A 24,583-nucleotide genomic window follows, 5' to 3' on the forward strand; every position below is an offset into this window, starting at 1 on the left:
ATAGTGGAAATCGTAGCATGAAGCGCGGCCGCCAGCGACGTGTTTCACGCGCCAGCGCACGGTCAGGCTGACTTTCGGGCTAAACGATTTACGCTGGTTCAAGGACGCAGCAGATTATCCACTTCCGTCCTGGCCACTTCCAGGCCGGCCGTGCAAGCCGTCTCGGGCGCCGCATAGCCGCCCAGGGTGCGGCTGCGCGTGATCGCTTGCGCCGCGCTCTCGCCCTCGCGCTGCAGGCGGTAGGTAAAATCCCATAAATCGTCGTTATCCTTTTGCGGGGTCACCGAAATCGTAAAACCGCGGTACTGTTCGCTGCGTGCAGTGATATCGTTCATGAATTCCTCCTTGGAAGAATGAGGTTACCACGCAGCAAGCGCCAGAGCGCGCACGACTGTGACCGGCGCATGCGTGCTTGCTTATCTGTTTTTCGCATGTTCAATGTCAACTCTCAACATTTTTTTAGCGCGCACTGGCGATATAATGCCTTTCCCTGTCCGTTCCTTACCCGTCCCTTGCCGCCGTGATGACCCCACAAATCCAAGCTTTCTTCGACCCCGCCACCGCCACCGTCACGTATGTCGTCTACGCAGCGGATGGCCAGGACTGTGCCATCATCGATTCCGTGCTCGACTACGATCCCAAGGCGGGCCGTACTTCGACCACGTCGGCTGACAAGGTGGTCGCCTTCGTGCGCGAACACGGCTTGCAGTGCCGCTGGCTGCTGGAAACCCATGCGCATGCCGACCACCTGTCCGCCGCGCCCTACCTGCAGCAGCAGCTGGGCGGCGACGTGGCCATCGGCGCCGCGATCCGGACGGTGCAGCAGGCGTTCGCCGCCGTCTACCACCAGGATGACGCCAAGGCCGACGGCTCGCAGTTCGACCAACTGTTCGCGCCCGACCAGGTGTTTCATATTGGCAAGTTGGAAGTGCGCGCCCTGCACGTTCCCGGCCATACGCCGGCCGACCTGGCTTACCAGATCGGCGACGCAGTCTTCGTCGGCGACACCCTGTTCATGCCGGACGTGGGTTCGGCCCGCTGCGACTTTCCAGGCGGCTCCGCGTCCCTGCTGTACCGCTCCGCGCAGCGCCTGCTGGCGCTGCCGCCGCAGACGCGGCTGTTCATGTGCCACGACTACCCACCCAACGGCCGCGCGCCGCGCTGGGAAGTGACGGTGGCCGAACAGCGTGCCGGCAACATCCACTTGCGCGACGGCATCACGGAAGAACAATTCGTGGCCATGCGCACGGGCCGCGACGCCACCCTGGAGATGCCGACCCTGATCCTGCCCGCCATCCAGGTCAACATCAACGCGGGCAAGCTGCCCGAGCCGGAAGACAACGGCGTACGCTACCTGAAGATACCGCTGAACGCGATCTGATTCCCCCGGCACGCCCCCCGCCGCTCCTCCTTTCTTGACACCACGCAAGTCCCGCTTCAGGCAATCCGCATATAGTGCAGATTGCCTGAGCTTGCTTGGGCGCAGCTGTTTCTGCTTTCCCATCCTGGAGGGAGCACCCGCATGTCGCCCGACCCTACGCTCGATACCAATTGCATCCTGCTCGCCGAAGCCGAAGGCACGACCTTGTTCAGCCATGCGTTGCTCAAGGCCGTCACGCGCTTGCCGCGTCCCGGCATCATCATCTTTGTGCACGGCGTCAATTCCGACGGCGAATGGTATGACCAGACCGAACAAGGCCTGTGCGACGGCCTGAATACCCGCCTGAAGCGCCGCCATGAAGACTTGGTGATACCTGGCCCGGCCGCCGGGCAGATGCAGGCCGCCACTTACGCACGCGAATTGACGGATGACGGCTTCCTCAATCCCAAGCGCAACGCCACTACCTTCTTGCTGGCCGACCATGGCAATTCACCCGTGATCCGCTTTCGCTGGGGCTACAAGGCCAACGGCGAAGAGTTGCAGGCATTTGGCGACGGCATCTATCTCAACGAAAAGAATTACTGGGGCGGCGGGCCGTTCGCCAACGGTTGCAGCGCCCTGCCTGACCTATGGGGCCAGGGCTTGTCCGAAGAACTGTTCCTGTGGATGCATATCCAGCACATGAACCCGACGAATGACCGGCAAGTGTATGCCTGCCCGCCGCGCCCGTATTTCGTGTTTGCCGCCTGGCGCCTGGCGCGGCTCGTGCAATCGATCAGGGCGTGCCAGCAGGATGCGGCCTTTGTCGACGAGTTCAGCGCCAATCGCAAGCCTGAACGCAAGGACAGCTATACGGCCGCCTTCGACCGCGCAGACTACGGCTTGCATGGTTCCACCTATGGCAGGGTCACCCTGTATTTCAATCCGCACGACCAGGTGATTTCCGCCACGCCCGTCCAAGGCATAGGCTGGCGCGGCATGCCGGCGCAGGAAATTGCCGATACGGGCGGCGACGGCGTCTTCACCCAGCGCGTGTTTGCGCAAAATCACCTTGTCGGCCAGGAAAATGAAAAGGACTACGATATCTGGCAGCGCAATGGCCAGCCCTTGACACCGGACAGCATCGATTTCTGGTACCCGCATTCGTTGGTCGCCGAGTACTCGATCGAAAAGGGCATGCGGGCCAGCAGAGGCATAGGGCGCAAGATACTGACCTTTTTGTTCGCGCCCATCGTCATCATTCTCGCCAAGACTGCCGGCACGCGCATCAACGCCCTGCCGCCCAAGGCCTGGTTGCTGTCGATGAAGGCACCCAAGCTGCCCGAGGCATTCCTGCCGCGTTCGAAGCGCTTTGCCGACACCGGCGAACAATTTGACGAGGACTGCGATGCCCCGGCCGACTCCCTGCACAAGGACCGCGCCGCCGAAGCCGATGACGCGTATGCGCCTTACCGTTCCCAGGGCAAGGGCGATGCGCAAGCCGAGGCGGCAAGACGGAGACCGATATTGGCTACGTCATCCACGACGCCAGCAAGACCCTGCCCACCTCCTCCGACCGGCTGGGCCAGTTGGCGCAGGCGCTGACCCTGGAAGTGCCGGACTTCGAATTCCTGCCACAGACTTTCAATACGCCGGCCCTGCTGGGCGAGATGGGCGCCGGCACGGCGCTGACCAACGTGGCCCTGGGCATCGCCCATGCGAACCATGTCGGCAAGCCCGTGCTGGTGGCGGGCACCAGCGATCCTGACAGCGTCACGGGCGTGCTGGTCGCGCCGCCGAGCACGGTGCGCCCCATAGCCCACGACAAGCCGTGGTTGCGCGCGCGCGGCGAAAACAATGCCTATTTGCCGTGGTGGGGCATCCGCCACGATGCGGCGGCTGATATGCAGGGTTACTCGAAGTGAAGAGGCAAGCGCCCCCTTACTCCGACTGCTCCGGCGCGCGCCCGATCTCGCCGTCGATATTGGCCAGGAACCAGGCCAGCGACGACATCAGCGCCACGTTGCGCTTCAGGTTATCAGGGTTGACCTTGTCCAGCGTGTCGGCCGGCGTATGGTGATAGTGGAAGTAACTGTGGCTGTCGACCAGCGGCTCGAAACTGGGCACGCCGCCCGTTTCCAGGCGGTGCAAGTCGCCCGTGCCCAGCGCGTCGCGTCGCGTGAACGCGTGCGCGCCCATGGGCTGCAGGGCGGCACGCAGCGGGGCGAAGAGTTTTTCCGACTTCGGTCCCACGCTGGCGAGGATGCCGAACGGGCGCCCGGCGCCGCTGTCCATCTCGATGGCCGCATATTGCTTGCCCAGCGCCTGCTTGTGGGCCTCGAAATACGCCTGACCGCCGCGCCCGCCGTTTTCCTCGTTCATCCAGGCGATCACGCGGATGGTGCGGCGCGGGTGGTAATCGAGCTTTTTCAGGGTTTCCAGCACGCCCATGGCCGCCACCACGCCGGCGCCGTCGTCGTGCGCGCCCGTAGCCAGGTCCCATGAATCGAGGTGGCCCGAGACCACCACCACTTCGTCAGCCTTGTCCGTGCCCGGCCAGTCGGCGATCACGTTGTAGCTGTCCGCGTCCGGCAGGTTTTGCGGCGTCAGGGTCAAGTGCATTTTCATCGGCCCACGCGCAGCCAGGCGGCCCATCAGCAAGGCGTCTTCCACCGTGACGGCGGCGGCGGGAATGCGTTTATTGTCGTCCAAGCCCGTGGCGCCCGCGTGTGGAATGCGAAAATCGGCGCCACCGACCGAACGCACCAGCGCGGCAGCCGCCCCCAGGTCGGCCGCCGTCTTCGGACCAAGGAAGCGCGCGCGCGAGCCCTGGCCATAGGTGACGCCGGCCAGGCCGCGCTCGGCCATCTCCTGGTCGAACGGCGTATCGATCAACACGATGGCGCCCTTCACTTCCGACGCGCGCGCCTTGAGTTCTTCCAGGCTCTTGACGATGATGAGGGACGCCGTCAGGCCGGCAGCCGGGGTGGCGCCCGAGCCGCCCAGGGCGGTCAGCACCACGCGCTGCGACACGCCCTGCGGACGGCCCGCGTAATCGACGATTTCCGCCGTTTCCACGCCGCGCACCCAGTGCGGCACTTTCACCGGCTGCAAGGTGACTTTCGCGCCCAGCTGGCGCATGGTGTCGGCTACCTGCTGCACGGCGGCGGCGGCGCCGGCGGAACCGGACAGGCGCGGGCCGATCAAATCCGTCATGTCGGCCAGGCGGGCATACGCCCAGTCGCTTTGCAGCGCCGTGTCGCGCACCTGCGTCAGCGCCTGCGGCGTATTGCCTGGCGCGGCGGCAAAGGCGCCGGCGCTGACAATGCAGCCTAGGGCAAGGGATAAAGCGGAACGGCGCAGTGGCGCGCCGGTCAGGATGGTATGCATATGAATTGAGTTCCAGTCAACAAGGTCGAAGCGGGTGCGCCGTGGCCATTGGGCAAGGCGCGGCGTTCTACGATAGCGTATTTATTCTGGCGTTGCAGCAACTTTACGGGAGCGATTGCCTATTTCCCCCATAGTCGATTACCATGCAGATCGTGATCGCTACCGGATACCGCCATGCTCAAGGGAACTCTTTGCACCATACGGCATTTGACCGCCGCCGACCTGAATACCTATATCGCGCTGACCAATGATCTGCCCGCGCGCAATGAGTTCTTTTCCATGCATTTCAAATCGCCCGAAGCGATTCGGCGCGAATTCATGCAGACGGGCCTGGTCACGGAGGATAGTGAACTGTTTCTGATTGAAGACCATCATCAGCACATCATCGGGTCGATCACGCACTTCAAGGGCCGCACCCCGGCTTGCCGCGAAATCGGCTACCGCCTGTTCGACCCCAAGTGGGGCGGGCGCGGTTACGGTGGCGAGGCGACGCGCCTGGTGGTCGACTACCTGTTCAAGGCCTATCCCTACCACCGCCTGGAATTGCTGATGGACCCGCAAAATACGGCTTCCGAGCGCATCGCGCAAAGGTGCGGCTTTACAGAGGAAGGCGTGAAGCGCCAGGCCTTTTTCATCAATGGCGTCATGCGTGACGTCAAAATGTATAGCCTGCTGCGTCCGGAATGGCAAGCGCATGCGCCTAGCGTGTTCGGCTGAAAACTGTTACCACGCCGCCCTGATTGTAATAAGTTGTATTAGACGTGGAACAAGCGGTGGGCAGCGGATATAGTCCAGTTCATGCAGATCATTGTGATCTCGCCGGAATGGAAGGAAATGCCATGTTGAACAAGAAACTCCTGGGTGCGGTAATGGTAGCGGCAGTGGCTGTGTCTTCGGCAGCAGTCGCCGGTGACCGCGACTTCAATACCGTTGCAGGCGCCGTCGTCGGAGCGGCTATTGGCAATAGCACCGGTGGCCGTAACGGCGCAATCGTCGGTGGCGTGCTTGGCGCCGCCGTCGGCAACAGCATCAGCACGAATGAGCGCTCTTACGACCGTGGCGGCTATCGCGGCGGTTACCGTGAAACGTATTATCAGCCCGCACCACAGCCCGTCTATTACCAGCCTGCGCCTCAGCCCGTTTACTACCAGCCTGCGCCGCAGCCTGTGTATTACGCACCGCCACCGCGCTACTACGGCCCGCCGGCTGTCGTCTACGTGCAACCGGGCCGCGGCTACTACCGCGACCATGGCCGCCGCGACTACTATGACCGCGGCCGCGGCCACGGTCATGGCTGGGGCCATCGCCGCTGATCGGCACCCGCCACCCTCTAAAACCTGCGCCAGCCTGCTGCCGCAGGTTTTTTTATGCGACAAGCAAGGTATCACCGACGCACAATTTCGGCTAAGCTGTCCCCCATGATCAACATTGCTGACCGCCTGGACCGCTCCAACCGATGCATTTACTCAAAGACGCGCTAGACTTCGGCCCCTGGCTTGATGCCGCCGCCGGCAGCAGCGTGGGTGCCGGCACCGTGCCGCGGCGCGAAAACCAGGATAACTTTCTGCTGATCGATGCCAGCGGTCATGCCGTCTGCCTGTCGCGGCAGGCACCGTTCCACTGCCAGGTACCGGGCTGGCCGCCCGGCCATGTGCGCGCCGCCGTGCTCGACGGCATGGGCGGTCACGGCCAAGGGCGCGAGGCGGCGGAAGCGGCCGTGCAAGGCTTGCTGGCTGTACCGGCCTGCCTCGACACGGCCAGCCTGGCAGCCAGGCTCGACGCCTTGCACACGCGCTTGCAGGACGGTTTCGCCAGGGACGCGCCAGCCCAGGCGCGTCCGCCCGGCACCACCCTGACCTTGCTGGAAGTGCCACCCGGCGAAGCGCCGCTGCTGTATCACGTGGGCGATTCGCGCCTGTATGAACTGGTCGACGGCGCGGCCAGCGTCCTGACCGTCGACCACGTGCCGGCCACCGTGTATGCCATGCGCGGCGCGCTCGACGAAACGCGCTGGCGCGCCGCCGTGCATGGCGAGCACCATCCGCAAATCTCGCAGGCATTCATTTTAGGCAACGCCATCAGTGACAGCTTGCAGCTCGACAAACCGCTGCGCGGCCTCGATGCATCCACCTTGCCGCCTTTCCTGGCGCACCTGGGAGACCGCCGCGTGCTGCGTGTGCGCCCTGGCGCCCATTATTTGCTGGCCAGCGACGGCTTCTGGGCCTGCGAGGATCCGCTGGCACTTACGGGCCGTTGGCCCGCCTTGTGTGCCGGCAAGACTGCGGCACAGGCTGTCAGCGCCCTGTTTGACGACTTCCTCGCCCACCCACCAAAGGGCTTGCACAGCGACAACATTACCTTGCTGGTGCTACGCTTCGATGCGGCGTTCACCGCCCCAGGCGGCTAGCTGTCCAATAGCCGGCCGTCGCCGACACGGCCGACAGCACGCTACCCCAAGCCATGTCGATCACCGTCAGGGTCAGCGGCCAATCACGCAAGGTCGCATAGTTACTCAGATCATAGGTGCCGTAGGCAAGCAACCCCAGCAGCGCGCCCAGCGCTGCCGCCGTGCGCCCGCGACGCGCGCGCAGTCCGGGCAAAATGGCAAAGACCAGCAGTCCCGCCACGTACAGCAGATAAAACAGCGTGGCCGGCGCCCAGCGCGGCGTGTCCGCCAGCAACGGCCCCAGCGCCGCGGCGTACACGGACTTCATCAGTACCGCCAGCCACAAAGCATCGATGGATAGAAACACACACAAGGTGGCGCCATAGGCTATGGCAAGCTGAAGCGGGCGTTGGGCAGGCATGGTCATCTCTCGGCGTCAGGCAGCGTTAGGGGAACAGTTGCGCCAGCATAATGCAAAACGCCTGCAGGCCCGCATAGCGGACGTAAAAATACGTCACCGGCGCGCACGCGCATTGATGGGAGTGCAATTTCATGAAATATCAAAAAAACATATCCATAAAGATATAAAATATGTTTTATGGCAATAGTTTCCATGACATATAGGGCGAGGTGTGACCAGGGACATGAATTTGGGCAAAAAGAGCACATTCCGGCGCTGCGAAAGTTGCCAAGCAGGCGCAAAAGCGCGTAAGCTCTTAGGCAGAACAGAGGGCAAAATATCCCCGCTCGATTCGAGTCAGAATGTCATGAAAAAATGCAGCAACCCGGAGCACCCGCACTGTACGTTCTGGGTCTTGCCTGGGGATACAGTCTGTGCGGGCAACCACCCGCAAGCGATGACTGCTCCCAGCAGCTACGACCTGTTGACCGCACTGCGCAGCGCCCGTTCCGAGCCATCGGCAACGGCGCTTTCGCACGCCCCGGCCCATGACGCTGCCTTCCAAGCCGTGACCGGCCCTGTGCCGGTCTCCGCCGCGCCCCTGGCATTCACGCCAGTCCCCGTTGCCTCGCCAGCAGTTCCCCCCGTCTACCAGCCGGTGCAAGCCCATCTGCACATCAGCGGCTTCGATCCCCGTGCGGCAGGCGGGCGCCAGACATTGAAAATGGAATTGCGCGGCATGAGCGCCGCCTGCGCGCCACAGCTGACCTTGCGCCTGCGCTCGGACTTGATACCGCGCGGCGCCGTCCAGCATGATTTCGTGCGCACCACGCGCGGCGACTGGCGGCCCGTGTTTGTCGAGTTCTCCTCGCGCAACAAGGAACACGGGCAATACCAGATCGACGTCGAAGTCCACAGCCACCTCGATGGTGCCGTGGCGCAGAAATGGGTATGCACCTTCGTCATCTTGGTGCCGCGCCGCGACGCCACCCTGACGGAAATCCACCAGATATTCCTCAGCACGCACAAGAATGTGCGCGTGATGGCCGACGACGCCTCAATCGCGCGCGTGACTGGGGGCGACGGCTGCAACCTCGACGTGACGGCGCGCAATGCCGGCATTGCCCACGTGGATTTATCAGCGCCGCAAGGCAAGATAGACATGGGTTTTACCACCATCGCCTGGGATGAGGAGTTGATCGAAGTCGACCTGCCCGCCGCCAGCCACTGCCATCCGCACCCGAGCCAGGCTGCCTGTCTCGTCAATGCGGCGCCGGAAGCGGGCGAACAGCGCCAGATTCGCCTGTTCGCGCTGGAAGAATGCATGCTGGGCCGTTTCGAACTGGTGGACCCGGAAGCCGATGTGCTGCTCAGCCATTTCAGTCCCGATGGCCAGGACAACAACGGCTTGACGCGTCGCCTGTCGGGCCGCCATGCCATTATCCGGCGCAGCCAGCAAGGCTTTGAAATCGAGGATGTGTCGCGCTATGGCGTGCTGCTCGACGGCGTGTGGCCCGGCAAGCACAAGCCCGTCGCCCTGCGTCTGGGCATGCGCATCGAATTGTCTGCCAGCATCAAGGGCATCGTCGTGCTCAGCGTCACGGCCCTGCTCGCGCACGGCGTGATCCTACACCGCATCGACCACGGTGCCCGCGCCGAATGCTTTTACCTGCTGCTGCCCGACACCCAGCCCACGCCGGCAAGCCACCTTGCCACGCCGCAGGCCAGCTGCCTGCCCGTGCTCTTCCACCGCAACGGCGGCTTCTGGCACCTGGACACCGCCAGCGGCAAGGAAACCGCTCTTGCCCCCGCCACTGCTCTGGATAAACTCAGCGGCTTCGCGCGGCACAACCGCTTCGCCAGCGAACCGTATCCGGAATGCTGGATCATCCGCACCGAGGGTGCTGCCCTTTGCGATAACGCCCTGACCGCCTGACACAACGACGCCTCGCACCTCCCTGCTCGCTAGCGGGGAACGAGCACAAGAAAAATCATCGACAGGCCGAGTATAAACACCGCTTCCAGCGTAAACACGATGGCGGGAATCTGTAATTCGCGCGGGATTTTCATGGCAATACCTCTTCAAATCATGCGACTGCTTTCAGCATAGCGCCCCCTGCGCCAATTGCATTATCAGCCGCACAACACACTTGACCGGTCAGCATGACATGCCGAGTTCGCTGGCAAGACTATCGTGACACATAATTTAACAAATTATCGCCAGATATTCTGCAAATAGCACCCCTCCACGCCCTTGAATACTGTATATTCATCCAGTTAATATCCCTCGCATTTCACAAAGCGCCCGCATGGCGTTTTACATTTTCTATGGCTTCCAACAAAGCGCATCATGCGACCGGTTGGGCTGCCGGCGTGATCGCCGCAGCCCTGGTCGCACACGCTGGCGCCGGTGGCCCCTATCAAGTGCTGAGCATGCTCGCCTTTGTCATGGGGGCGCTGGGCGGCACGGCGCCGGACTGGCTGGAAGTGGCCTGGTGGGCGCGCACGCACCGGCTGTGGATCACGCACCGCACGTGGACCCACTGGGGCCTGGCCTGGATTGCCCTGCTCGTCTACACCTATCTGCAATTGCCGCACCACCTTTGGGCGCCGCCCCTGTTCGGCTTTGCGGCGGGCGGCATCATGCATTTGCTGGCCGACTGGCCCAATCCGCTGGGCGTGCCGTGGATTTTCCGCCGCCACTCGCTGCGCTGGTGGAAAAGCGGCCGCCACGACATCATCGTCATCATCGCCGCCTGGCTGGCCGCCACCGTCGTGGCCGACCACGTGTTTTTCGATGGCATCCACCTGCGGCGCACCCTGTTGGCGCTCGACAGCCTGCTGCACTGGTCGGCTTGCGCACTCCAGACGGCATGGGCAAATCTGCAACAGTGGCAGCTGCGCTGGCGCCTGGGCGGCGACGCCAATTGACGCCGGCGGCGCGGCAATGTGATAATGAGTATCATTCTCAAACAGCCCAGCCAGCCGGCGCCCCGCGTTCCGTCAGCCCAGCTCATCCCTTGCCTGGAGATCGCAGTGAGCACCGTCAGTCCCGTCCATGCCATCCACATGAAGAATCTGTACAGCGAGCATCACGGCTGGCTGTATGGCTGGCTGCGCGGCAAGCTGGGCAACCGCGCCGAGGCGGCCGACCTGGCGCAAGACACCTTTTTGCGCCTGCTGGGCAAGCGCGACGCAGCGCCCCTGCGCGAGCCGCGCGGCTACCTGGCGACGATTGCGCGCGGTTTGCTGATCGACCGCTACCGGCGCCAGGCGCTGGAACACGCCTACCTGGAAGCGCTGGCGCAGCAAGCGGAACCGACCATGATCTGCGTCGAAACGCATGCCATCATCATCGAAACCCTGCTGGCCGTCGACCGCCTGCTCGACCGCCTGGGCGCGCGCACGCGGGCCATCTTCCTGCTGGCGCAAATCGAAGAGCTCAGCTATGTGGACATCAGCCGGCGCCTGGGCGTATCCCTGCCAACCGTCAAGAAGCACCTGGTGCGCGCCTACACGGAATGCCTGATGCTGGCGGCCGGCTGATGCTCGGCCCCTCCCCTTCCATTCCCATCGCCCGCAGCATACTGGCCGCCGCTGCCCACTGGCATGTGGAAATCCAATGCGGCAGCGCCGACCCTGCCGCCCTGCAGGTATGGCGCGACGCCAGCGCCGAGCATGAACGGGCCTGGGACTTGCTGCAGCGCATGGACGGCCAGTTGGGCACGATACCTGCAGCGCTGGCGATTCCCGCGCTACAGGCGGCGCAGCAGCGCCGGCGCGCGGCCTCCAAGATACTCGCGCTGCTGGTGGCGGCCGGCGGCGGCATCGCGCTGGGCCAGACAGGCCTGCAGTCCGCACCCTGGCAAGCCTGGACGGCATCGCTGCGCACGGCGCCGGGCCAGCGCCGCCACGTCACGCTGGCCGATAGCGGGCGCATGGAGGTAAATACGGATAGCGCCCTGGATGTCGCTTACAGTGCCACGCAGCGTCGGATCCGCCTGCACCAGGGCGAAATCATGATCACGACGGCGCCCGATCCGCGCCCCTTCCTGGTCGACACCCCGCACGGCGTGATCCGCGCGCTGGGCACGCGCTTCGGCATACGCTGCGACGACGATGACAGCGTCGTCAGCGTCTTCGAGCACGCCGTGGAAGTGCGCTGCGCTGCGCGTCCGGATGCCGTGCGCCGCCTGGAAGCGGGGCAGCAACTGCGCTTTGGCGACACCGGCTTGGAAGCCGTGCTGGCCATGCCCGCGCATCAGGACAGCTGGCTGCGCGGCATGCTGGTGGCCGCCGACTGGCCGCTGCAACAACTGGTGCAGGAGCTGGCGCGCTACCGGCGCGGACGCCTCGTTTGCGACGCCAAGGTGGCGCAGCGTCCCGTCACAGGCACCTACCGCCTCGACGATATCGACGCCGTGCTGGAAAGCCTGTGTGCCTCGCACGGGCTGCAAGTGACGTACTTCACGCGCTACTGGGCCACGGTGTCGGCCCGGCCGGCATAATTATTTTCAGTTTTTTTGCGCCAAGGGTTGGTGTTTCGATGCGCTGCTTCGGCTTGATAGATAAGAAGCCAATTCATCCGCCATTTTCTTATCCCTTAGAGCAGAAAGACCGAGCATGCAGCTGACCACCCCCGTACTCCATCCCGCCGCGCGCGCCATCCGCCTGGCCGTCATCGCCATGGCGTGCGCCGCCCCCGCCGCCTTCATCGCCGCACCCGCCCTGGCACAGGGCCAGGCTGCCGCTGCAGCACCGCAAGGCTACGCCGTGCAAGCCGGCCCGTTGGCCACCGCCCTTAACGATTTTGCCGTCGCCGCCGGCGTCAGCCTGTCGACCGATCCCGCGCAGACGCGGGGCCTGCGTTCGCCCGGCGTGCGCGGCAGCTTCAACGTCAACCAAGGTTTTTCCCAGGTGCTGGCCGGCAGCGGCCTGGAAGCGGTGCAGTTGCCGAACGGCGCCTACGTGCTGCGCCAGGCGGCGCCATCCTCCGCCTCGGCTGCCGACGTGGAAAAGACCATGGCGCCCGTGACGGTCAGCGCCAGCATGGAGCGCGACCCTGTCAGTGAACACAGCAACTCGTACGCGGCGCGCGCCGTCACCGTCGGCAAGGGCGTGCAAACCCTGCGCGAAATCCCACAATCCGTCAGTGTCGTCACGCGCCAGAAAATGGACGACCAAAACCTCAACACCATCGATGCCGTACTGGCCAATACCACCGGCATCACCATGTACGACAGCCCCATGGGCGGACGCTACGTATATTCGCGCGGCTTCATGGTCGAGACCTACCAGTTCGATGGCGTTAACCGCGCCATGTACTACCCGCAGGCAAACAGCTTTACCAGCAATACGGCCATGCTGGATCGCGTGGAAATCGTGCGTGGCGCCACAGGCCTGCTGCAGGGCACGGGCTCGCCGGGCGCCGCCATCAACATGGTGCGCAAGCGCCCGCTGGCAGAAAAGCAGGTGCAACTGGCGCTCAGCGCGGGCCGCTGGAACGACGTGCGCGGCGAAATCGACGTCACTGGTCCCTTGAACGAATCGGGCAGCATCCGTGGCCGCGCCGTGGCCGCGCACGACCAGCGAGACTATTTTTATGACGTGGCCGACAGCCGCACCGACGTGCTGTACGGCGTGCTGGAATTCGATCTGGCTCCGGGCAGCAAGCTGACGACGGGCGCCAGCCATGAAAAACTGCACTCGACGCCGTTTTTCTCCGGCATGCCCCGCTACCTCGATGGCAGCGACCCGAAACTTCCCCGCTCGACCTTCCTCGGCGCCGACTGGAACCACTGGGACAGCCGCCAGACGGCCGTCTTCGCCGAATTCGAACACCGCTTCGACGCCGACTGGGCCCTCAAGGCCAGCGCCAACTACACGCGCGAGCGGCATGACGTGAAATACATGTTCAGCCAGGGCGCGCTCAATCCCGCCACCCTGGCCGGCATGATGATGTATGGCGGCGTGTTCGACTACGGTAGCACCAACAAGGGCATCGACCTGTCGCTCGACGGCAAATTCAACGCCTTCGGACGGCGCCACGGCTTCAGCGCCGGCATCAGCACGAACCGGCTGGAAAGCGACAGCGATTTCAGTCTGGCCCTGCTGCAGCAAGCGAACAATCCGCTGCGGCCAAATCACGGCGTGGCCGAACCGAGCGATGCCTGGTTCCGCGAGAACAGCTACCGGGGCGATCCCAGCGTAACAAAAATGACGCAGACGGGTGCCTACGGCGTCGCCCGTTTCAGCGTCAGCGACCCGCTCACCGTGGTGGCAGGCGCGCGCGTGTCGAACTACAAATGGAGCAGCGTGTACCGCGACACGGGCGAAGTGTATCTCGATCCGTACCGCGAAAACGGCGTCGTCACGCCGTATGGCGGCGTTATCTACGCGTTTGACAAGCGCTGGTCCGGCTACGCCAGCGTCTCCGACATCTTCCAGCCGCAAAACCAGCGCACGGCCGAAGGCGCCCTGCTCGACCCGCTGAAGGGCCGCAACCTGGAAGTGGGCGTGAAAGGCGAACTGTTCGACGGCAAGGTCAATACCTCGCTGTCGCTGTTCCGCATCGAGCAGCGCAACCGCGCCGAGGCCGACCTGGTCAATATCTGTACCAGTGGCACGGAGTGTTATTTCTCGACGGGCAAGGTGCGCAGCGAAGGCGTCGATGCGGAAATCAGCGGCGAAGTGGCGCCGGGCTGGCAGGTGTTCGCCGGCTATACCCTGAACAACTTCAAGTACCTGGACCAGACGTCGATTGTGGGCGTGATGTTCGCCAGCACCTACTCGCCGCGCCACATGCTGCGCGCGTGGAGCGACTATCGCCTGTCCGGCGCCCTGCAAAAGTGGAGCGTGGGCGGCGGCGTGAACTTTCAGACGGAGAGCTCGCGCACCACGCGCGACGTGAAGGTGGCGCAAGGTGCGTACGCCTTGTGGAGCGCGCGCGCCGCCTACCAGATCGACCGCAACTGGACTGCATCGCTGTCCGTGACGAACTTGCTCGACAAGCGCTACTACCAGACGGTGAGCGCGCCTGCGTGGGGCAATTTCTATGGCGAGCCGCGCAAGGCGCAACTGACCTTGCGCGCGCGCTTCTAAACCAGGCGCCTAGGTTGCCGGGCGCAGGGGCGCCTTCGGCAGCGGGATGAATTCCGTCTCGCCCGGCACTTGCCCCATGCGCTGGGCGGTCCAGTCCTCGGCCGCCTGCGACAAGCGCTCCTTGCTCGACGAGACGAAATTCCAGAACAGGAAGCGGTGGCCGTCCAGCGGCTCGCCGCCGATCACGACGAATTGCACCGGGCCGCTGCCTGCCGTCACGACAGGTGCGGCACCCGCATCGAGCAAGGCCATGGTGTGCGGCAGCAGCGCCACGCCATCGACCAGCACTTCCCCGCTGATCGGATACACCGCCGCTTCCGGTGGCAAGCCCTCCAGCCGTAGCTCGCGCCCCGCCTGCAGCGCCACGTCCAGGTACACCGTCTGCATGTAGGTGCGCACAGGCGACGTCTGGCCAAAGGCCGTGCCGATCAACACCCTCACCACGGCGCCATCGAGCGGCACGACGGGAATATCGGCTTGCGGCGTGTGCTTGAAACTCGGCTCGTCTTCTTCATGCGCCTTCGGCAGCGCGGCCCACAGCTGCAAGCCGTGCGTGCGGTGCGGCTGGCCGGCCAGGTCGTGCGGCGTGCGCTCGGAATGCACGATGCCGCGCCCGGCCGTCATCCAGTTGATGGCGCCCGGTTCAATGCGCTGGTAGGAACCGATGCTGTCGCGGTGATCGATCGCGCCCTCGAACAGATAGGTAACGGTGGCCAGGCCGATATGCGGATGGGGGCGCACATCGTGGTTGGCGTCGGGCGCCACGTCGATGGGGCCGAAATGGTCAAAGAAAATGAAGGGACCGACGGCCTGCTTGACGGCGGAGGGCAGCAAACGCCGCACGACAAAGCCGCCACCGAGATCCTTTTCATGGCTTTTCAGGATGGCCGCGCTCATGCCAGCACCGTCGTCACTTCGGTGGTCACAGCCGTCATCAATTTATGCAGCGGGCATTTGCCGGCTGCGGCCAGCAATTCCTGGCGCTGCGCATCGCTCAAGTCACCGCTCAGGTGCAGGGTGGCGGCCAGACGGTACACGCCCTTGCGCTCTTCGCTGGCATCGCGCTCGGTCGACACTTCCACGTGCTCCAGCGGAATGCCCTTGTGTTTGGCGTACCAGACGACGGTAAGCGCCTTGCAGGCCGACAGGGCCGCGTCATACAGGTCGTGCGGCGAGGGGCCGGCATCGCCGCCGCCCTCTTCCACCGAGGCGTCGGCGGAAATGATGTGATCGCGCACGTGCACGATGTGGCGCATGGCTTGCGACTGGTCGCGGATGGCTTTGATGGTCATGGCGTTCCTTGGTGCGTTTGGAAAGCCACAATTTACACCGTTTGCCCGCTTTGCGCAGCCTGCTCCCCGGGCGCCAGGCTATTTGATACGGAACACGACGTCGACCGTCTGCCCCATCTTCAGGCTGGTGACCATCAGCATGTCGTCGGGATTTTGCCGCTGGCGGCTGTTGGCGCGCTGGTAGCGGTCGGACGGCACCAGGCCGACCGCATTACCCAGGTTTTTCAGCTGGTCCGACGAGATGCCGGCCACGGCGCCGGCGCGCTTACCGAAACCGCGCGCCATGGAATCGGCCTTGCGCTGCGCATCCTTGACGGCTTCGCCCATCAGCTCTTCTTCCAGGCGGATGCGTTCGGTAGCGCCGAAGGTGACGGCAAACGCATCGAGGTTGGGCATGGCCAGCAGCGGACGCATGACGGCGGGCCATTTCGACAAATCGGCCACATTGATATGCACGCTCGCCTTGATCAGGTATTGCGGATTGGCGGGGTCTTGCTCGGCGCCCTTGCGGATTTCCTTGCGCACGTCGCGCACCTCGATGCCGGCAGCCGCCTCGGGCAAGCCCTGCTCCACCAGCAGCGCCTTGATTTCCGTGATGCGCGTCTGCACCAGGACCGTGGCCGCTTCGGGTGAGGGGTCGAAAACGCTGACATCGAAATCGATCTCGCCCAGGTCCGGCGTGACAAAGCTGAACGCCGTGCCCGTCGCATGGATGAAGGGGTAGCCGGGTAAATCGCCGGCAGCGGCAGCGATGGGCAGGCAGGCGAACAGCAAGGACAGCAGGCGGCGTTTGAACACGGACACTCCGGCACAGTTAGGGAGCATAAAGTATCCGTCAATATGAGTGATATAACAATGAATTAATCGAGCGTGCGCGCCACCCTGAAACCGACGATATCGTTCGACAGCACGGTGGAAAAGCCGTTGCGCAGGGCCGAGCGCAGGTAGCGCGGGTGGTACAGCCAGGAGCCGCCGCGCAGGATGCGCCGGCTGCTGTCGCTGCCCTCTTCCCATGCGCTGCCATCGACGGGCGCGCCTTCGTAACTGTCGTGCACCACATCTTGCACCCATTCCCACACATTGCCATGCATGTCGAACAGGCCCCAGGGATTCGGTGCGAAGCTGCCCAACGGGATGGTGCCGCCCCGGTACACGCCCCGCGGGCCGCCGTTGTAGACATACAGGCCATCGTAGTTGGCTTGCTCGGTGCTGATCGTGTCGCCCACGTTGAAGGCCGTGCGCGTGCCGGCGCGGCAGGCGTATTCCCACTCGGCTTCGCTGGGCAGGCGGTACTGCCGGCCGGTGCGTTCGCTCATCCACGCCAGGTACAGCTGCGCGTCATTCCAGCTCACGCCGACCACCGGGTGCTGGTCGTTCTGCACGAAACCTGGATTGTCCCAGTCCGTTTCAGAACCGCCCGCCCACTGCGTCGCGTTCACGAAAGCGCGCCATTCACCCACGCTGACGGGATGGCGCGCCAGCGCGAACGGGCGCGAGATGCCGACCCAGTGCTGCGGCGTCTCTCGCTCCAGCCAGGCCTGTTGCGAGCCGGCCTGGATGGCGGCCTTGTGTTCCGTCTCGTGCGCACCCATCTGGAAGCGGCCACTGGGAATGAGCACCAGTTCCGGCCCCTGCCCCGAGCCATCGAGGAAATCATCGCGCAAGATGCCTTCGGCATTCGCCACCGGTTCCACCTGTTCCAGTTCTGGCGCCGGCGCCGGCGCGGATGCCGGCGCAGGGACAGATGCGGCGGCGCGGCTGGCCTCTTCCCTGCGCGCCCGTTCCTGCTCGGCGCGGTAAGCCGCCTCCGCCTTGGCGACGATAGCCTTGCGCTGCAATTCCTGATGTTCTTGCAAGGCGGTGGCGGCATCGGCTTCGCGGCGCGCGCGCAACTGGCCGCGCAGCGCTTCCTTGCGCAGCTTGCGCGCCTCTTCCGCTTCGAAATGGCGCTGCGCCTCCTGTTCGCGGCGCAGTTTGTCCTGCCGCTGCTTTTCCAGCGCGGCCGCCTGGATTTCCGCCTTGCGCCGCTGGTCCAGTTCTTCCTGGCGTATCCGGGCCCGTTTGATCTCTTCCTCGCGGGCCTGTTCGGCGGCCAGCGCCGCCTGCCGTTGTTGCTGCGCCTGCTGCTGGCGCGCCTGTTCCGCCAGTTCTTCAGGCGACGGCCCGGCAGCGCGCTCCAGCCCTTCCAGCAAGGCTTGCACCGATTGCGGCCGCAGCTCCGCCGTCAAGGAAAAAGCATTCTGCAAGACTTGCCACTGTTGCGCGTTGAGCGCTTGCGGTGCCGACGGCAAATGGCTGGCGCTGCGCGCCTCGTCGAACGGCATGCGCCCTTCGAGCATCTGGTAAATCATCACCGCCACCGCATACACATCCAGGCGCGGGCTGGGCTGGCGCTGGTTGGCGCCTGCCTCGGGCGCCCGATAACCGTGCGTGCCGGCGTTCGGCATGTCCAGCGCCAGGCTGCTGTCCGCATTGCGCACGCGTGTAGCGATGCCGTAGTCGAGCAATTTGATGTCGCCTTTCGCCGTCAGGAAGACATTGCCCGGCTTGATGTCGCGGTGTACCAGCTTGTGCTTTTCCCACGCATACGACAGGGCGTCGGCCACCGGCTGCAGCAATTGCTGCACCCTGGAGAGCGGCAGCGCACCCTGGCGGCCCAGGTAGTGCTCGAGGTCTTCGCCATCGAGGCATTCCATGATAATGAAATAGCTGGCCGTGGCCGGGTCCTGCGCCCATTCATAGACGCGCACGATGTTTTCATGCGCGAGTTTGCGCGCCTGGGTGGCTTCCTCGATCAGCAGCTTGGCATGCGTGGCGCTTTGCGTCAGTTGCGGCGGCAAAATCTTCAGCGCCACCATTTCGCTGCTGCCCAGCTCCGCGTGCGTGGCCAGGTCCGTCGCTTGCCACACCTGCCCCATGCCGCCCGTGCCGATCAACCGTTCGAGCCGGTAACGGCGGTTTTGCGGGCCGATTTCCTGGCCTGTCATGAAGCCCAGTTCGGTGCCCTGGCGTACGGGCGGCGGCGCGGCCACAGGGGCGACGCCCGGCGGCGCGTATTCGGCGTCGAGGATGGCGTTCTTGCGGCGTTCAAAGTCCTGCTCGCTGAGCAGCCCGTCGTCGTGGAGAGCGCGCAGTTCCCGCAGTTTGTCTCGTGCTTTTTGCATCATCTGGGGTGAAACGCTTCCATCAAGGCTGCAGGGCGACGCCACAGGCGGCGCAGAATTTATCTTCCGGATGGCCCGCGCGCTGCGCATGGCCGTTCTTGCAGCGGGCCGGCGCGCCAGCGGCAGAAGCCGCGCCTGGCTGCAGCGCCTGCGCCGACAGGCCATGGCTGTGCGCCGCATTCTGCAGGTTGATCAGGTCGAGCTGCTGGCGCCGTTCGCGCTCGGCCTGGCCTTCCAGGTAGTTGCGCTCCTGCGCCACGCTGTCCTGCGCCATGCGCATGGCGTCGAGCGGCGCGACGCTGTTTTCGGCTGCCGCCAGCGCCGCCAGCGCATGAATCTGTTCGGCGCTCATGCCCGCCTGCAGCTGCACCTTGAGCACTTGCGCCAGCGCGGCCGCGTTCTGCCCGGCGGCCATGGCCACCTTGCCCGTGTCGCTCAGGGAGCCGATTTTCTCGATGCGGTCGATGTCGATGCGCGCCAATTCAGCCGCATGCGCCTGCTGCGCCAGCAGGGCTTCGTATTCGCCCTTCCAGCGCGCGTAATCGCTTTCGCGCTGCTGCGCCATGGCCAGCAAGTCGCGCTGCCATTGCGCTTCCTGTTCCAGCTGGCGCAGCTGCTGGCGCTGTTCCTCGATGGCCAGCGCGTCGAGTTGCGCCAGTTGCGACTGCTGCTGCAGCTGGCGCGCGTGCACGCCGTCGGCCTCGATGGTCCGCAGCAGCTTTTCCTGCTGCGCGATGGCGTCCTCGCGCGCGCCGCCGCGCCGCAGCGCCGCCACTTTTTCCGCGATCTCCGCCGCCTGCACCTGGGCCGCTTCATCCTTGTGCGCCTCGGCGCGCAGCAGTTCGCGCTGGCGCGCCAGCTGCATCTGGTCTTCCCACTCCTGCACCCGCTCGGCCTCGCGCTTGCGCGCCGCATTCGCCAGCATCAGGCCCTGCCAGGCGGCCTGGTGCTGCTCCGCCTCCAGCTGCGCCTCGCGCTGGGCCGCATCCGCCTCCGCCTGGCGCAGGCGCGCCAGCTGGGTGCGGCGTCCGGTCTCGTCATCGATCAGCAGCGCGCTCTCAATTTGCTGCGCGATCGACTGCAAGTGGACTTGATGGGTAAAGCGCTGCTGCGCCAGCTGGATCTGTTCGCGCCCATGCAGCTGCGACAGTTCCAGCTCGCTGCGCATCTTGATGGCAGCCAGCGCGCGCACGTGTTCCCAGTTGGCCGCTTCATCGGCGCGCTGCGCGCCCTTTTGCGCCAGTTCCTGTTCCAGTTCACCCAGCGTCAGCGCGGCGCCATGGTCGAGCGCCTGGCGCCGCGATTTCGCTTCCAGGATGCGCCCATACAGGTCGATCTGGCGCCCGCGCAGCGCTTGCAGGCGCTCCGCTTCCTGGTGCCCCAGCTCCGCTTTTTCCAGCGTCGCATCCTGCTGCAGTTCGGCGCGCCGGTGCGCATGGCGCGCCGCCAGTTCTTCACGGCGGATGCGCTGCCACTCTTCCTCGTCATACAGCTGGTCGAGCTGCTTCATGCGTTCCAGGCTGTGCTGTTCCAATTCCTGCGCCGGCAAGCCGCCCAGCCACAGGGTGCCAATGGCTGCGTCACCGTTGCCCTCGCGCTTGTCGTGCCGCAGGCTGAGGGTTTCCACGCGCGCCACGGCCAGGCCGCTGGGTGCCAGGCGCTGCGTCAGGGCCGATTGCAGGCGTTCGTTCAATTCGGGCCGCAAGTCGGCATTCGCGTCCATCTCGCGCAATGCGCGGCTGCCAATGAATTCCAGCGCAATCTGGCGCACGGACGGCAGCAGCAAGGCGTGCAGGTGGGCGCGCGTGACGGCGCCCGGCGCACGCATGAACTGGCGCGCGAACGCATCGGGCTGGCCCAGCGCGATATCCACGCGCAGGGATGCGGCAATGCCCAGCAGCTCGGTGCTGGGCAGGCCGGGCAAGTCGAATTCCAGGCTCACTGCGTCGGCGCGCGCGATCAGCACTTCGGCCGGGCGCGCCGGCAACAGCGCCGGCAGGCGCGCAAAGAAGCTGGCGCTGTCGTAGTCACCGGCCGGTATCACGGTGAAAGCGTCCGATTGCACGATCCAGGCGTGCGACTCGGCGGGCACCTGCAGGCGGCGCGCAGCGCTGCCGAACAGCGAGGACAGTTCGCGCACGCCAAAGAACAGGGCTAGTTGCCCGTCAGCAAGGTGCCAATGATTGGCATGCAGCACCGCATCGCTGTCGGGGGCGCCCAGCGACAAGCCGCATTGCGCGCAATAGCCGGCGGCGGCGCCGTTCTTGTGCTCGCAGCGCGGGCAGCGGGCGCCGCCAAAACCAAACAATTGGAACATGTGTGACTCCTGATGAGAATGATTGTGTGCGCAAGTGTGCGCAACACGGCTGCCATGCCGATTCTAGCAGGACAGCTGGCGCAGCACCTGCCGCGCGCCGAGCGTGCGCAACACGGCGCACAACACGGCGCACAACAGGCGCACAACACTGTGCAGTGTCGAATAATGCCATAGGGCAAGTGCATTCATATGCAGGGATACAGGGATAATTAGGCCTCAATTCAAGCGGTCGCTTGCCGGCGCCGTGCGCAGGCATTTCAGCGCCGTTTTTTTGCAGGCCATCCCGCCAAAACCACGGCTGGTCGCATCTGCATGGCGTAACGGCGCGCGCCTGGCTACAGTGCAGACATACCCACCCGCCCACCCGAAAGGAACGATCATGAACACGCCAAAAAACGCCTTGAAAAACATGGAAGCCATCTTCACCGTCGCCGTCGCCATCGCCTGCGGCGTCAGCTACGCCAGCTTTGTCCAGCCACAGGCCGAGCAAACCGCCGCTACCGCGCAAGCGAGCGCCATCCCCGTGGTGGTGGTCAGCGCCAAGCGCCTGACGGAACAGGAAAAGAAAACCTCGCTGATCGAGGAACGGCAAGCCTTGCTGGGCAATGCTATCGCCAGCACGCTGTGAGCCAGCCATGCTGACGCCACGCCGCCTGGCGCACCACGGCTAGCTGCCGCGCCAGGCCGCCATTTGTATCCGCCACGGATACACGGACACACAGTATTGTGTCAATTGTAATAAGTTGAATCAAAGACGAAAAACCGCCAGCAAGCGCCTATAGTCCATTTCACGCAATCACCGAAATGGAGCACACCATGAAACCCATCACACTCTACGCAGCAGCCATGCTTGCCATCAGCACCGCAGCCTTCCTGCCCGTGCAGGCGATGGCACAGAATCAGCTCGGCGTCAGCATTGTCGTCGGCAACGCCCCGCCTCCGCCACGGTTTGAAAGCGCGCCCGCGCCGCGCGCCGGCTATGTCTGGGCGCCCGGTTACTGGAACTGGGATGGCCAGCGCCATGTCTGGACCGGCGGCGAATGGCTGCGCGAACGCGGCGGCAACCAATACCGCCGCGCCGCCTGGACACAAGAGAACAAGCACTGGCGCCTGGATCGTGGCGGCTGGGTCGCCGCGCAAGTGCAGCCCGTGCGCTATGACGAGGTCCGCATCGCCCCACCACCGCCGCGCCGCGAAGCCATCCCGCGCGCCCGCCACGGCTACCTGTGGGCGCCCGGCCACTGGGAATGGCGCAGCCAGCGCTACACCTGGACCCCCGGCGTGTGGATCGCCGAACGCCCCGGCTATGCATATGCGCCGCCCGCCTGGAACCAGCGCGATGGCCGCTGGCAGATGGAGCAAGGCCGCTGGTCGCCACGCGGTCCGAACGGCGACCGCGACCGCGACGGCATCCCCAACCGCTATGACCGCGACAATGGCAACCGCCACGACCGCGACGGCGATGGCGTACGGAACCGCGACGATCACCGGCCAAACAACCCGAACCGCAGCTAATACGCGGCTGTAGTACCCACCAAGGCCACCCATCGCGGTGGCCTTGTCATTTTCCGGACATATCTGTGTATTAAAATCGCGCGACGATCAATTACACTGCGCGAGAAAGATTCACGATGGCGATGGAAACTGCCGGCTTTACCTACGGCTCGGATACCTCGGGCCTGGTCTGGGGCTTCCTGTTTGGCCGCGAGACGCAGCCGCTGGCGCTTGACTCGATGGCCGCACTGGCCTGGCTGGACGATGGCGCAGCCCGTCCGGCGCAGGAATTTGTCTGGCTGCATTTCAATTTATCACATGCCGCCAGCGAAAAATGGCTGATGACGCATACGCAGCTGGCCGATGAATTCTATGAAACCCTGCACCAGGGTTCGCGTTCCACGCGCATCGAACAGGCGGAAAACACCCTGATCGCCGTGGTCAACGATGTGGTGCACAATTTCTCGTTCGAAGCGTCCGACATTTCCACAATGTGGGCCAGCGTGGCACAAAATCTCGTCATTACGGCGCGCCGCGCGCCGCTGCAGTCGATCGAGCGATTGCGCCAGGCCGTCATCAAGAACCACGAGCCGATCCGCTCGTCGGTGGAACTGCTGATCCATTTGCTGCGCGACCAGGCCGACGTGCTGGTCAACATCGTGCGCGATGCCGTGGCGCGGGTCGACGATATCGAAGACCACTTGCTGGCCGGGCGCCTGGTGCCCAAGCGCGAAGACCTGGGTGCCATGCGGCGCGTGCTGGTGCGGCTGCAGCGCCTGCTGGCGCCGGAGCCGGCAGCCCTGTTCCGCCTGCTGCAACGCCCGCCTTCATGGGTGTCGGAGCTGGACAGCCTGGAATTGCGCCAGTCGACGGAGGAATTTTCTGTGGTGCTCAGCGATATGTCGTCCTTGCAGGAACGCATCAAGCTGCTGCAGGAAGAAATTGCCGCCAGGGTCAACGAGGAAAACAGCCGCAGCCTGTTCGTGCTGACCATCGTCACCGTGCTGGCCTTGCCGATCAATATCATCGCCGGCATGCTGGGCATGAATGTGGGCGGAATTCCGCTGGCCGAGCACCCACAGGGCTTCTGGATCATCGTTTCCATCATCGTCACGTTTACCGTCGTGGCGGGATGGCTGGTGGTGCGTGTGCAGCGCAATAGTTGATGATTGGACACACGGTCTGGCAGGCGAACGGCAGGCGCCGTCCGCCGTCACAGCTTAACGGTGGTATTCGCCGGCCCGTTCAGGCTGATAAACGATTTCCTCGATCTTCACCTTCACCACGCCGCCGGGCATGGGCCAGGCGATGCTGTCGCCGACAGACAGGCCCAGCAGTGCACTGCCGACCGGCGCCAGCACGGAAATGCGCTCGGCCTTGCCCTCCACATCTTTTGGATACACGAGCGTCAGGCAGAATTCCTCCTTGTTTTCCACTGTGAAGCGCACGGTGGAATTCATCGTCACGACGGTGGGCGGTATTTCTTGCGGCTCAAGCACCTCGGCACGGCCCAGCTCATCGAGCAAGGCGGCCTTGTCTGGCGACAAGTTATTTCCCAAGGCATACAACAACGCTTCCAGTCGTTCCAGGTCTTGTGACGACAAAATAATTTTTGGCTTTTTTTCCAAGATATCCTCACTATTGATCATTAGGGCGACGTCCGGCTTTGCTGGCGGCTG

General features: G+C 64.4%; 23 protein-coding genes. 14 read left to right on the plus strand and 9 right to left on the minus strand.

Features of this window, described 5'->3' with window-relative positions:
• Nucleotides 1–98: 98 nt before the first annotated feature.
• The gene (locus ACP7DE_RS00555; protein ID WP_426070260.1) at nucleotides 99–335 is read right to left on the minus strand and encodes a hypothetical protein; all 237 of its coding nucleotides are present in this window, start codon (nucleotides 333–335) and stop codon (nucleotides 99–101) included.
• A 188-nt stretch (nucleotides 336–523) separates the two neighbouring features.
• Here ACP7DE_RS00555 and ACP7DE_RS00560 point away from each other — a divergent pair, with 188 nt between their 5' ends.
• The 3 genes from ACP7DE_RS00560 to ACP7DE_RS00570 all read left to right on the plus strand — a co-directional run bounded on the left by ACP7DE_RS00560 (nucleotide 524) and on the right by ACP7DE_RS00570 (nucleotide 3,285).
• Nucleotides 524–1,381, plus strand: coding sequence for an MBL fold metallo-hydrolase (locus tag ACP7DE_RS00560; protein WP_426070261.1), 858 nt, complete (start codon nucleotides 524–526; stop codon nucleotides 1,379–1,381).
• Between the two features lie 141 nt (nucleotides 1,382–1,522).
• Nucleotides 1,523–2,965, plus strand: coding sequence for a T6SS effector phospholipase Tle3 domain-containing protein (locus ACP7DE_RS00565; RefSeq protein WP_426070262.1), 1,443 nt, complete (start codon nucleotides 1,523–1,525; stop codon nucleotides 2,963–2,965).
• Nucleotides 2,950–3,285, plus strand: coding sequence for a hypothetical protein (locus tag ACP7DE_RS00570; RefSeq protein WP_426070263.1), 336 nt, complete (start codon nucleotides 2,950–2,952; stop codon nucleotides 3,283–3,285). The genes ACP7DE_RS00565 and ACP7DE_RS00570 overlap by 16 nt, the downstream gene beginning before the upstream one ends.
• A 16-nt stretch (nucleotides 3,286–3,301) precedes the next feature.
• Here ACP7DE_RS00570 and ACP7DE_RS00575 read toward each other — a convergent pair whose 3' ends face one another.
• On the minus strand, nucleotides 3,302–4,750 hold the full coding sequence (locus tag ACP7DE_RS00575) for a M20/M25/M40 family metallo-hydrolase (protein WP_426070264.1): 1,449 nt from the start codon (nucleotides 4,748–4,750) through the stop codon (nucleotides 3,302–3,304).
• 174 nt (nucleotides 4,751–4,924) lie between these two features.
• Here ACP7DE_RS00575 and ACP7DE_RS00580 point away from each other — a divergent pair, with 174 nt between their 5' ends.
• The 3 genes from ACP7DE_RS00580 (at nucleotide 4,925) to ACP7DE_RS00590 (ending at nucleotide 7,157) form a co-directional block, all read left to right on the plus strand.
• A complete protein-coding gene (locus ACP7DE_RS00580; protein ID WP_426070265.1) occupies nucleotides 4,925–5,467 on the plus strand; it encodes a GNAT family N-acetyltransferase in 543 nt (180 codons plus the stop codon).
• Between the two features lie 122 nt (nucleotides 5,468–5,589).
• Complete coding sequence (locus ACP7DE_RS00585) at nucleotides 5,590–6,063, plus strand: glycine zipper domain-containing protein (protein WP_426070266.1); 474 nt, start codon at nucleotides 5,590–5,592, stop codon at nucleotides 6,061–6,063.
• 143 nt (nucleotides 6,064–6,206) lie between these two features.
• Nucleotides 6,207–7,157 carry a PP2C family protein-serine/threonine phosphatase gene (locus ACP7DE_RS00590; RefSeq protein WP_426070267.1) on the plus strand — a complete coding sequence of 317 codons (951 nt, stop codon included), beginning with the start codon at nucleotides 6,207–6,209 and terminating at the stop codon, nucleotides 7,155–7,157.
• Here the strand turns inward: ACP7DE_RS00590 and ACP7DE_RS00595 are convergent.
• Complete coding sequence (locus ACP7DE_RS00595; RefSeq protein ID WP_426070268.1) at nucleotides 7,138–7,557, minus strand: DUF2177 family protein; 420 nt, start codon at nucleotides 7,555–7,557, stop codon at nucleotides 7,138–7,140. The two genes, ACP7DE_RS00590 and ACP7DE_RS00595, sit on opposite strands and share 20 nt — an antisense overlap.
• A 346-nt stretch (nucleotides 7,558–7,903) precedes the next feature.
• Here ACP7DE_RS00595 and ACP7DE_RS00600 point away from each other — a divergent pair, with 346 nt between their 5' ends.
• The 5 genes from ACP7DE_RS00600 (at nucleotide 7,904) to ACP7DE_RS00620 (ending at nucleotide 14,637) form a co-directional block, all read left to right on the plus strand.
• Nucleotides 7,904–9,472 carry an FHA domain-containing protein gene (locus ACP7DE_RS00600; protein ID WP_426070269.1) on the plus strand — a complete coding sequence of 523 codons (1,569 nt, stop codon included), beginning with the start codon at nucleotides 7,904–7,906 and terminating at the stop codon, nucleotides 9,470–9,472.
• A 392-nt stretch (nucleotides 9,473–9,864) separates the two neighbouring features.
• Nucleotides 9,865–10,467 carry a metal-dependent hydrolase gene (locus ACP7DE_RS00605; protein WP_426070270.1) on the plus strand — a complete coding sequence of 201 codons (603 nt, stop codon included), beginning with the start codon at nucleotides 9,865–9,867 and terminating at the stop codon, nucleotides 10,465–10,467.
• Between the two features lie 138 nt (nucleotides 10,468–10,605).
• The gene (locus ACP7DE_RS00610) at nucleotides 10,606–11,082 is read left to right on the plus strand and encodes a sigma-70 family RNA polymerase sigma factor (protein ID WP_426070860.1); all 477 of its coding nucleotides are present in this window, start codon (nucleotides 10,606–10,608) and stop codon (nucleotides 11,080–11,082) included.
• A complete protein-coding gene (locus ACP7DE_RS00615; protein ID WP_426070271.1) occupies nucleotides 11,082–12,044 on the plus strand; it encodes a FecR domain-containing protein in 963 nt (320 codons plus the stop codon). Before ACP7DE_RS00610 ends, ACP7DE_RS00615 begins: the two co-directional genes overlap by 1 nt.
• A gap of 115 nt (nucleotides 12,045–12,159) precedes the next feature.
• The gene (locus tag ACP7DE_RS00620) at nucleotides 12,160–14,637 is read left to right on the plus strand and encodes a TonB-dependent siderophore receptor (protein ID WP_426070272.1); all 2,478 of its coding nucleotides are present in this window, start codon (nucleotides 12,160–12,162) and stop codon (nucleotides 14,635–14,637) included.
• 9 nt (nucleotides 14,638–14,646) lie between these two features.
• Here ACP7DE_RS00620 and ACP7DE_RS00625 read toward each other — a convergent pair whose 3' ends face one another.
• The 5 genes from ACP7DE_RS00625 to ACP7DE_RS00645 form a co-directional block, all read right to left on the minus strand.
• Nucleotides 14,647–15,534: a pirin family protein gene (locus ACP7DE_RS00625; RefSeq protein ID WP_426070273.1), complete on the minus strand. Its 888-nt coding sequence runs from the start codon at nucleotides 15,532–15,534 to the stop codon at nucleotides 14,647–14,649.
• Complete coding sequence (locus tag ACP7DE_RS00630; protein ID WP_426070274.1) at nucleotides 15,531–15,929, minus strand: OsmC family protein; 399 nt, start codon at nucleotides 15,927–15,929, stop codon at nucleotides 15,531–15,533. The genes ACP7DE_RS00625 and ACP7DE_RS00630 overlap by 4 nt, the downstream gene beginning before the upstream one ends.
• A gap of 78 nt (nucleotides 15,930–16,007) precedes the next feature.
• Nucleotides 16,008–16,727, minus strand: a complete 720-nt coding sequence (locus tag ACP7DE_RS00635) for an SIMPL domain-containing protein (RefSeq protein WP_426070275.1) — start codon at nucleotides 16,725–16,727, stop codon at nucleotides 16,008–16,010.
• Between the two features lie 62 nt (nucleotides 16,728–16,789).
• A complete protein-coding gene (locus ACP7DE_RS00640) occupies nucleotides 16,790–19,096 on the minus strand; it encodes an SUMF1/EgtB/PvdO family nonheme iron enzyme (protein WP_426070276.1) in 2,307 nt (768 codons plus the stop codon).
• A 19-nt stretch (nucleotides 19,097–19,115) separates the two neighbouring features.
• Nucleotides 19,116–21,410 carry a hypothetical protein gene (locus ACP7DE_RS00645; RefSeq protein ID WP_426070277.1) on the minus strand — a complete coding sequence of 765 codons (2,295 nt, stop codon included), beginning with the start codon at nucleotides 21,408–21,410 and terminating at the stop codon, nucleotides 19,116–19,118.
• Between the two features lie 379 nt (nucleotides 21,411–21,789).
• On the opposite strand from ACP7DE_RS00645, the gene ACP7DE_RS00650 reads away from it, so the two are divergent.
• The 3 genes from ACP7DE_RS00650 to ACP7DE_RS00660 all read left to right on the plus strand — a co-directional run bounded on the left by ACP7DE_RS00650 (nucleotide 21,790) and on the right by ACP7DE_RS00660 (nucleotide 24,070).
• Nucleotides 21,790–22,038 carry a hypothetical protein gene (locus ACP7DE_RS00650; RefSeq protein WP_426070278.1) on the plus strand — a complete coding sequence of 83 codons (249 nt, stop codon included), beginning with the start codon at nucleotides 21,790–21,792 and terminating at the stop codon, nucleotides 22,036–22,038.
• A gap of 188 nt (nucleotides 22,039–22,226) precedes the next feature.
• Complete coding sequence (locus ACP7DE_RS00655; protein ID WP_426070279.1) at nucleotides 22,227–22,925, plus strand: YXWGXW repeat-containing protein; 699 nt, start codon at nucleotides 22,227–22,229, stop codon at nucleotides 22,923–22,925.
• A gap of 116 nt (nucleotides 22,926–23,041) precedes the next feature.
• Nucleotides 23,042–24,070: a transporter gene (locus tag ACP7DE_RS00660; RefSeq protein ID WP_426070280.1), complete on the plus strand. Its 1,029-nt coding sequence runs from the start codon at nucleotides 23,042–23,044 to the stop codon at nucleotides 24,068–24,070.
• A gap of 54 nt (nucleotides 24,071–24,124) precedes the next feature.
• Here ACP7DE_RS00660 and rnk read toward each other — a convergent pair whose 3' ends face one another.
• Complete coding sequence (rnk, locus tag ACP7DE_RS00665) at nucleotides 24,125–24,532, minus strand: nucleoside diphosphate kinase regulator (protein ID WP_426070281.1); 408 nt, start codon at nucleotides 24,530–24,532, stop codon at nucleotides 24,125–24,127.
• Nucleotides 24,533–24,583: the final 51 nt, after the last annotated feature.

The sequence above is a fragment of the Janthinobacterium sp. DSP2-3-3 genome (genome assembly GCF_049897325.1).
Taxonomy (GTDB): domain Bacteria; phylum Pseudomonadota; class Gammaproteobacteria; order Burkholderiales; family Burkholderiaceae_D; genus Janthinobacterium.

Coding starts and splice junctions, on each gene's coding strand:
- ACP7DE_RS00555 (WP_426070260.1), bottom strand. CDS start 335: ATGAACGATATCACTGCACGCAGCGAACAGTACCGCGGTTTTACGATT.
- ACP7DE_RS00560 (WP_426070261.1), top strand. CDS start 524: ATGACCCCACAAATCCAAGCTTTCTTCGACCCCGCCACCGCCACCGTC.
- ACP7DE_RS00565 (WP_426070262.1), top strand. CDS start 1,523: ATGTCGCCCGACCCTACGCTCGATACCAATTGCATCCTGCTCGCCGAA.
- ACP7DE_RS00575 (WP_426070264.1), bottom strand. CDS start 4,750: ATGCATACCATCCTGACCGGCGCGCCACTGCGCCGTTCCGCTTTATCC.
- ACP7DE_RS00580 (WP_426070265.1), top strand. CDS start 4,925: ATGCTCAAGGGAACTCTTTGCACCATACGGCATTTGACCGCCGCCGAC.
- ACP7DE_RS00585 (WP_426070266.1), top strand. CDS start 5,590: ATGTTGAACAAGAAACTCCTGGGTGCGGTAATGGTAGCGGCAGTGGCT.
- ACP7DE_RS00590 (WP_426070267.1), top strand. CDS start 6,207: ATGCATTTACTCAAAGACGCGCTAGACTTCGGCCCCTGGCTTGATGCC.
- ACP7DE_RS00595 (WP_426070268.1), bottom strand. CDS start 7,557: ATGCCTGCCCAACGCCCGCTTCAGCTTGCCATAGCCTATGGCGCCACC.
- ACP7DE_RS00600 (WP_426070269.1), top strand. CDS start 7,904: ATGAAAAAATGCAGCAACCCGGAGCACCCGCACTGTACGTTCTGGGTC.
- ACP7DE_RS00605 (WP_426070270.1), top strand. CDS start 9,865: ATGGCTTCCAACAAAGCGCATCATGCGACCGGTTGGGCTGCCGGCGTG.
- ACP7DE_RS00610 (WP_426070860.1), top strand. CDS start 10,606: ATGAAGAATCTGTACAGCGAGCATCACGGCTGGCTGTATGGCTGGCTG.
- ACP7DE_RS00615 (WP_426070271.1), top strand. CDS start 11,082: ATGCTCGGCCCCTCCCCTTCCATTCCCATCGCCCGCAGCATACTGGCC.
- ACP7DE_RS00620 (WP_426070272.1), top strand. CDS start 12,160: ATGCAGCTGACCACCCCCGTACTCCATCCCGCCGCGCGCGCCATCCGC.
- ACP7DE_RS00625 (WP_426070273.1), bottom strand. CDS start 15,534: ATGAGCGCGGCCATCCTGAAAAGCCATGAAAAGGATCTCGGTGGCGGC.
- ACP7DE_RS00630 (WP_426070274.1), bottom strand. CDS start 15,929: ATGACCATCAAAGCCATCCGCGACCAGTCGCAAGCCATGCGCCACATC.
- ACP7DE_RS00640 (WP_426070276.1), bottom strand. CDS start 19,096: ATGATGCAAAAAGCACGAGACAAACTGCGGGAACTGCGCGCTCTCCAC.
- ACP7DE_RS00645 (WP_426070277.1), bottom strand. CDS start 21,410: ATGTTCCAATTGTTTGGTTTTGGCGGCGCCCGCTGCCCGCGCTGCGAG.
- ACP7DE_RS00650 (WP_426070278.1), top strand. CDS start 21,790: ATGAACACGCCAAAAAACGCCTTGAAAAACATGGAAGCCATCTTCACC.
- ACP7DE_RS00655 (WP_426070279.1), top strand. CDS start 22,227: ATGAAACCCATCACACTCTACGCAGCAGCCATGCTTGCCATCAGCACC.
- ACP7DE_RS00660 (WP_426070280.1), top strand. CDS start 23,042: ATGGCGATGGAAACTGCCGGCTTTACCTACGGCTCGGATACCTCGGGC.